This is a genomic window from Streptomyces sp. NPDC006430 (assembly GCF_040612395.1).
Lineage (GTDB): Bacteria > Actinomycetota > Actinomycetes > Streptomycetales > Streptomycetaceae > Streptomyces.
In genome coordinates this window covers 20,485-27,193 of the sequence record NZ_JBEXQA010000051.1, presented here as the reverse complement: position 1 = coordinate 27,193, position 6,709 = coordinate 20,485, and the positions used below count along the sequence as shown (strand labels likewise).

At 67.9% G+C, this 6,709-nt stretch carries 7 protein-coding genes; all 7 read right to left on the bottom strand.

Going from position 1 to position 6,709, the window contains the following annotated elements:
* Nucleotides 1-8: 8 nt before the first annotated feature.
* Nucleotides 9-698 (bottom strand): response regulator, encoded by a 690-nt coding sequence (locus ABZZ20_RS34855; RefSeq protein ID WP_356876685.1) that lies wholly within the window; start codon nucleotides 696-698, stop codon nucleotides 9-11.
* Nucleotides 699-792: 94 nt separating this feature from the next.
* On the bottom strand, nucleotides 793-1,509 hold the full coding sequence (locus ABZZ20_RS34850; RefSeq protein ID WP_356876683.1) for a potassium-transporting ATPase subunit C: 717 nt from the start codon (nucleotides 1,507-1,509) through the stop codon (nucleotides 793-795).
* Between the two features lie 6 nt (nucleotides 1,510-1,515).
* Nucleotides 1,516-3,618: a potassium-transporting ATPase subunit KdpB gene (gene kdpB, locus ABZZ20_RS34845; RefSeq protein ID WP_356876681.1), complete on the bottom strand. Its 2,103-nt coding sequence runs from the start codon at nucleotides 3,616-3,618 to the stop codon at nucleotides 1,516-1,518.
* Nucleotides 3,615-5,279 carry a potassium-transporting ATPase subunit KdpA gene (kdpA, locus tag ABZZ20_RS34840; RefSeq protein WP_356876679.1) on the bottom strand — a complete coding sequence of 555 codons (1,665 nt, stop codon included), beginning with the start codon at nucleotides 5,277-5,279 and terminating at the stop codon, nucleotides 3,615-3,617. The genes kdpB and kdpA overlap by 4 nt, the downstream gene beginning before the upstream one ends.
* 8 nt (nucleotides 5,280-5,287) lie before the next feature.
* On the bottom strand, nucleotides 5,288-5,377 hold the full coding sequence (gene kdpF, locus ABZZ20_RS34835) for a K(+)-transporting ATPase subunit F (RefSeq protein ID WP_356876677.1): 90 nt from the start codon (nucleotides 5,375-5,377) through the stop codon (nucleotides 5,288-5,290).
* A gap of 239 nt (nucleotides 5,378-5,616) precedes the next feature.
* Nucleotides 5,617-6,372: a DUF4118 domain-containing protein gene (locus tag ABZZ20_RS34830; protein WP_356876675.1), complete on the bottom strand. Its 756-nt coding sequence runs from the start codon at nucleotides 6,370-6,372 to the stop codon at nucleotides 5,617-5,619.
* Nucleotides 6,373-6,406: 34 nt separating this feature from the next.
* Nucleotides 6,407-6,496, bottom strand: a complete 90-nt coding sequence (gene kdpF, locus ABZZ20_RS34825) for a K(+)-transporting ATPase subunit F (RefSeq protein ID WP_063785315.1) — start codon at nucleotides 6,494-6,496, stop codon at nucleotides 6,407-6,409.
* Nucleotides 6,497-6,709 lie beyond the last annotated feature (213 nt).

Genomic DNA, 6,709 nt, shown 5'->3' with positions numbered 1-6,709 from the left:
GCAGGTGATCAGGGTTCGAAGCGGTAGCCCATGCCCGGCTCGGTGATCAAATACCGGGGGTGCGAGGGGTCCGCTTCCAGTTTGCGCCGTAGCTGGGCCATGTAGACCCGCAGGTAGTTGGTGTTCTCCCCGTAGGTCGGCCCCCAGACTTCCAGCAGGAGCTGACTCTGCGTGATCAGCTGTCCTGGATGGGTGATGAGGATTTCCAGCAGGTGCCATTCGGTCGGCGTCAGCCGCACGGTGCGCTCACCTCGGCGTGCCCTCTTCGCCACCAGGTCGATGCTGAATTCGTCGGTCGTGACGACGGAGACCTCGTTGGTCCGGGACGCAGCGGGGGCCTTCTGCCTGCGGGTGGCTGCTCTCAGTCGTGCGAGCAGCTCGTCCATGCTGAACGGCTTCGTCACGTAGTCGTCCGCGCCGGCATCCAGTGCCCGGACCTTCTCCTCCGAGGTCTGCCGGGCCGACAGGACCAGGATCGGCGCTCTGCTCCAGCCGCGTAGGTTCCTGATCACCTCGGCGCCGTCCATGTCCGGCAGACCAAGGTCCAGCAGGATCACGTCGGGCCGGCGTGCGGCGGCGAGCCGCAGCGCGTCGGCGCCGGTGCCGGCTGCCTGGACCTCGTACCTTCGGGCCTGAAGATTGATCTTGAGCGCGCGGACGAGCTGGGGGTCGTCCTCCACCACGAGCACCCGGATCATGGGGTGTGCAGCCTTTCCTTCGGTGCGGGCACGGTGGAGCCGGCGGGGCACGAGGCCGTATCCCGCCGGCTCAGGGTCCGTGAGGTATGGATCATTAAAGACCGGTCAGGGCCTTGAGCGCGATGTTGAGCTGGAGGACGTTGACGCGCGGTTCGCCCATGAAGCCGAGGGTGCGCCCGGTGGTGTGGTCGGCGACGAGCTTCTCGACCTGCTTGACGTCGAGCTTGTTCTGCTCGGCGACACGGTGGACCTGGAGCTCGGCGTACTCGGGGGAGATGTTCGGGTCGAGGCCGGAGCCGGAGGAGGTAACGGCATCGGCCGGCACGTCCTCGGGCTTGACCTGGTAGGAGGCCGTGGAATTGTCGGCGATGACGGCGTCCTTGGCGGCGACAACCTGGGCGCAGAGCGTGCCTTCCTCCGCCTTGTCCGTGCACTTGCCATCGATGGCGCCGTTGTCGGCGGAGCGGTTGGTGGCGCCCGAGAGGATCAGCGAGTACTGGGTGTTGACGCTGTTGCTGCCCAAGCCGTTGGAGGGGCGGGGCTGGAACCACTTGAGGTCCGGGCGCGCGGCTTCCTCGGCGTCGTTCGGGTCCTTCTTCGGCAGGTTGTAGCTCTGCCCGATGAGGGAGGAGCCGACGACCTGGCCGCTCTTGTCCTTGATCTCGGAGCCGTTGGCCTTGTCGTTGAACAGGGCCTGGGCGATGCCGGTTACGGCCAGCGGGTAGATGACCCCGCAGATGACCGTCAGAACGAGCAGGGCCCGCAGGCCCGCGCCGATCAGGCGCGCCGTGTTGCCTACAGAGTTGTTCATGACGGATCAACCGATTCCGGGGATGAGGGAGATGAGCATGTCGATGAGCTTGATGCCGATGAACGGGGCGATCAGACCGCCGAGTCCGTAGAGGCCGAGGTTGCGGCGGAGCATCTTGTCGGCGCTGGTCGGCCGGTACTGGACGCCCTTGAGGGCGAGCGGTACGAGGGCGATGATGATCAGCGCGTTGAAGATGACGGCGGAGAGGATCGCCGACTCGGGGGAGGACAGGCCCATGATGTTGAGCTTGTCCAGGCCCGGGTAGACCACGGCGAACATGGCCGGGATGATCGCGAAGTACTTCGCGACGTCGTTGGCGATGGAGAACGTGGTGAGCGCGCCTCGGGTGATGAGGAGCTGCTTGCCGATCTCGACGATCTCGATGAGCTTGGTGGGGTTGGAGTCCAGGTCCACCATGTTCCCGGCCTCCTTGGCGGCCGAGGTTCCCGTGTTCATCGCGACGCCTACGTCGGCCTGCGCGAGCGCCGGGGCGTCGTTCGTACCGTCGCCCGTCATCGCGACGAGCTTGCCGCCGGCCTGCTCCCGCTTGATGAGGGCCATCTTGTCCTCGGGAGTGGCCTCGGCGAGGAAGTCGTCGACGCCCGCTTCTTCGGCGATGGCCTTGGCGGTGAGCGGGTTGTCGCCGGTGATCATGACGGTCTTGATGCCCATGCGGCGCAGTTCGTCGAACCGCTCGCGCATGCCCTCCTTGACGACGTCCTTGAGGTGGATGACGCCCAGGACGCGGGCGCCCTTCTCATCGTGGACCGCGACCAGCAGTGGAGTGCCGCCCGCCTGTGAGATCGAGTCCGCGAGCGAGCCGGCTTCCTCGGTGACCTGTCCGCCTTGCTCCTTGACCCAGGTGATGACGGATCCGGCAGCGCCCTTGCGGGTCTGCTTGCCGTCGACGTCCACGCCCGACATGCGGGTCTGGGCGGTGAAGGCGATCCACTCGGCGTGCGACAGCTCGCCCTGGTGGCGCTCGCGCAGCCCGTACTTCTCCTTCGCGAGGACCACGATGGAGCGGCCCTCGGGGGTCTCGTCCGCGAGGGAGGAGAGCTGGGCGGCGTCGGCGAGCTCGGCCTCGGTGGTGCCCTTGACGGGGACGAACTCGGAGGCCTGGCGGTTGCCGAGGGTGATGGTGCCGGTCTTGTCGAGCAGGAGGGTGGAGACGTCGCCTGCGGCTTCGACGGCCCGGCCGGACATGGCCAGGACGTTGCGCTGGACGAGGCGGTCCATGCCGGCGATGCCGATGGCGGACAGCAGCGCGCCGATCGTCGTCGGGATGAGGCAGACCAGCAGTGCGGTGAGCACGATCATGGACTGCTTGGCGCCGGCATAGATCGCGAACGGCTGGAGCGTGACGACCGCGAGCAGGAAGACGATGGTGAGGGACGCGAGAAGGATGTTCAGCGCGATCTCGTTGGGGGTCTTCTGCCGGGCCGCGCCCTCGACCAGGGCGATCATCCGGTCGATGAATGTCTCACCCGGCTTCGTCGTGATCTTGATGACGATCCGGTCGGAGAGGACCTTGGTGCCGCCGGTCACGGCCGAGCGGTCGCCGCCCGACTCGCGGATCACCGGCGCCGACTCGCCCGTGATGGCGGACTCGTCCACCGACGCCACGCCCTCGACGACGTCACCGTCGCCGGGGATGACATCGCCGGCCTCGCAGACGACGAGGTCGCCGATCCTCAGCTCGGTGCCCGGTACGGACTCCTCGCCGCCGTCCTTGGTCAGGCGGCGGGCGACGGAGTCGGTCTTGGCCTTGCGCAGGGTGTCGGCCTGGGCCTTGCCGCGGCCCTCGGCCACGGCCTCGGCGAGGTTGGCAAAGATCGTGGTCAGCCACAGCCAGGCCGTGATGGCCCAGCCGAACCAATCGGTGGGGTCCTTCAGCGCGAGGACGGTCGTCACGACCGATCCGATCAGGACCACGAACATGACCGGCGACTTGATCATGACCCGGGGGTCGAGCTTGCGCACCGCGTCCGGGAAGGACTTCAGCAGCTGCCTGGGGTCGAAGAGGCCGCCGCCCACGCGTCCGGCCCCCGGCTTGTGGCCGGTGGGCACATCCTGGTGCGGAGCCCTGGTGGGTGTGGCGGTGCTCATGATGCGAGCCCTTCGGCGAGCGGTCCCAGCGCCAGGGCCGGGAAGTAGGTCAGACCGGTGATGATGAGGATCGTGCCGACGAGCAGGCCCGCGTAGAGCGGCTTGTCCGTACGGAGCGTGCCCGCCGTCTCCGGGACGGGCTTCTGCTCGGCGAGCGAGCCGGCCAGCGCCAGGACGAACACCATGGGCAGGAAACGGCCGAGCAGCATCGCGATGCCGATGGTGCTGTTGAACCACTGGGTGTCGGCGTTCAGGCCGGCGAAAGCGGAGCCGTTGTTGTTGGCGCCCGAGGTGTAGGCGTACAGCACCTCGGAGAACCCGTGCGCCCCGGAGTTCAGCATCGAGTGCGGCGGGGTCGGCAGGGCCATCGCCGCGGCGGTGAAGCACAGCACGAGGGCGGGGGTGATGAGGATGTAGCAGGCGGCGAACTTGATCTCGCGGGTGCCGATCTTCTTGCCCAGGTACTCGGGGGTGCGGCCGACCATCAGACCGGCGATGAACACCGCGATGATCGCCATGATCAGCATGCCGTAGAGACCCGAACCGACGCCGCCGGGCGCGATCTCGCCGAGCTGCATGCCCAGCAGCTGGATGCCGCCGCCGAAGCCGGTGAAGGAGGAGTGGAAGGAGTTGACCGCACCGGTCGAGGTCAGCGTGGTCGCGACCGAGAAGATCGCGGAGGCACCAATGCCGAAGCGGGTCTCCTTGCCCTCCATCGCGCCGCCGGAGACCTCGAAGGCCGGGCCCTTACCCGCGAACTCGGTCCACATCATCAGAGCGGTGAAACCGAGCCAGATGATCGCCATCGCCGCGAGGATCGCGTAGCCCTGGCGCAGGTTTCCGACCATGCGGCCGAAGGTCCGGGTCAGCGCGAACGGGATGACCAGGATCAGGAAGATCTCGAACAGGTTCGAGAACGGGTTGGGGTTCTCGAAGGGGTGGGCCGAGTTGGCGTTGAAGTAACCGCCGCCGTTGGTGCCCAGCTCCTTGATGACCTCCTGCGAGGCCACCGCGCCGCCGTTCCACTGCTGCGTGCCGCCCATGAACTGGCCGACCTCGTGGATGCCGGCGAAGTTCTGGATGGCGCCGCAGGCGACCAGGACGATCGCGCCGAGGACGGCAATGGGAAGCAGGATGCGGACGGTGCCGCGGACCAGGTCGGCCCAGAAGTTGCCGAGCTCGCCGGTACGGGAGCGCGCGAAGCCCCGTACGAGGGCGACGGCGACGGCCATGCCGACCGCGGCCGAGACGAAGTTCTGCACCGCCAGGCCGCCGGTCTGCACGACGTGGCCCATGGCCTGCTCGCCGTAGTACGACTGCCAGTTGGTGTTCGCCACGAAGGACGCGGCGGTGTTGAACGCCTGGTCGGGGTCGATGGCCTGGAAGCCCAGGGAGCCGGGCAGGATGCCCTGGGCGCGCTGGAGGGCGTAGAGGAAGAGGACGCTCACGGCGGAGAAGGCGAGGACGGCGCGCAGGTAGGCGGGCCAGCGCATCTCGGCGGTGGGGTTGGCGCCGATGGCCTTGTAGATCCACTTCTCCGGCTTGTAGTGCTTCTCGGAGGAGTAGACGCGGGCCATGTAGTCGCCCAGCGGGCGGTAGGCCAGCGCGAGCGCGGCGATCAGCGCGAGGAGCTGGAGCACACCAGCGATTTCGGGGCTCATATCAGTACTCAGAACCTCTCCGGCTTTACGAGGGCGAGGACGAGGTATCCGAGCAGGGAGACGGCCACCACGAGGCCGATGATGTTTTCGGCGTTCACAGCTTGGTCACCCCCCGGGCGATGAGAGCCACCAGCGCGAACACCGCGATCGTGGTGACGACGAAGGCCAGATCGGCCACCGTGAGCTCCTGGATGAAGAGGAAGAGATGAATCGGCCAGATGGCCGATGACGAGATAACCGTGTCTTCACCCCGGCGTTAAGACACCTTGACGGGGTCTATACGGGCACCCGGGAACTCTTAACGAGGCTCTTACGCGGTAGGTCGGTGAGCGGCGCGTCAGGCCTGGTGGGAGAGGTCGGCGGTGTCCAGTGCAGCGCCGGCCTGTGCGGCCATCGAGACCGCCACCAGGCGGGCCTCCTCGGGGGGCAGGGGGCGGCCGGGGAACGGGTCGAGGAGGAAGCGGCCGTAGTAGTGCCCACCGCCGACGACCCTCAGCTCGGTTTCGACGTCCGGTGGCCAGACCGTGTACTCCGTGATCCGGTCCCCGTGGCGGAGCCACAGGCTGCCGTCGTGCTCCAGCCGGGGCCGGTGGCCCATCAGGGTGCCGTACTCGAAGCGGCAGCCGCGTAGCCGCAGCAGGCCCACGAGCTCCCGGCGGACGTGCTCGACCACCGCATCCGGCGAGGCGCCGTCCTCGGCCAGACGGGCGGCCGCCCGGAGACTGGACAGATGCGCGGCATCGGTGACCACGGCCGAGTGCAGTGTGCGCGCGCGTACGGCCAGCTGGCCGACGATCAGGCCGACGACCAGCAGGAGGACGGCCGTCTGGATCTCGTCACGGTCGGAGATGGTGAATTGCCGGTAGGGCTTGGTGAGGAAGAAGTCGTACCAGGCGGCCGCGGAGAGCGCGGCCAGCGCACCGGCGGCCCGCGTGCCCGAGGTGGCGACCGCGACGACCGTGACGACCATGATCAGGGCCTCGTTCGTCGCGGAAAGAGCCGTACGGAAGGGAACGAGCGCGAGCGCGACGAGGAAGGGTGCCATGAGGGCCGCGAAGAGCGCGGCACGGTCGTGGAAACGGAACCCGGACATGTGATGCCTCCGGTCCGGACAGGGCGATCCTGACTCAGAACCTCTCGGGCTTGATCAGGGCGGTCACCAGATAGCCGAGCAGGGCGAGGGCGATGATGAGCCCGACCACGTTCTCTGCGTTCATTGGCACGTCTCCTTGGAAGGCATCGGGCGTGTGTCGCCCCCTTCAAGCATGGCCCCGGGCGACGGGGGGAGCCACGCGCCCTGGCGCGGTCTTGACGCACCCCTTACGACTTTCCGCCCCCGGCGTCAGGAGCGCGTGAAGAGTGCGGCACCCGCCGTATGGGTCTCGCCAAGAGCACTGGTCATCCTGCCGGGGCGTCCCGACGCTGGCCTC

Excerpts from the sequence above, each read along its gene's own strand:
- ABZZ20_RS34855 (WP_356876685.1), bottom strand. The coding sequence starts at position 698 with ATGATCCGGGTGCTCGTGGTGGAGGACGACCCCCAGCTCGTCCGCGCG.
- kdpF (WP_063785315.1), bottom strand. The coding sequence starts at position 6,496 with ATGAACGCAGAGAACGTGGTCGGGCTCATCATCGCCCTCGCCCTGCTC.
- kdpA (WP_356876679.1), bottom strand. The coding sequence starts at position 5,279 with ATGAGCCCCGAAATCGCTGGTGTGCTCCAGCTCCTCGCGCTGATCGCC.
- ABZZ20_RS34850 (WP_356876683.1), bottom strand. The coding sequence starts at position 1,509 with ATGAACAACTCTGTAGGCAACACGGCGCGCCTGATCGGCGCGGGCCTG.
- ABZZ20_RS34830 (WP_356876675.1), bottom strand. The coding sequence starts at position 6,372 with ATGTCCGGGTTCCGTTTCCACGACCGTGCCGCGCTCTTCGCGGCCCTC.
- kdpB (WP_356876681.1), bottom strand. The coding sequence starts at position 3,618 with ATGAGCACCGCCACACCCACCAGGGCTCCGCACCAGGATGTGCCCACC.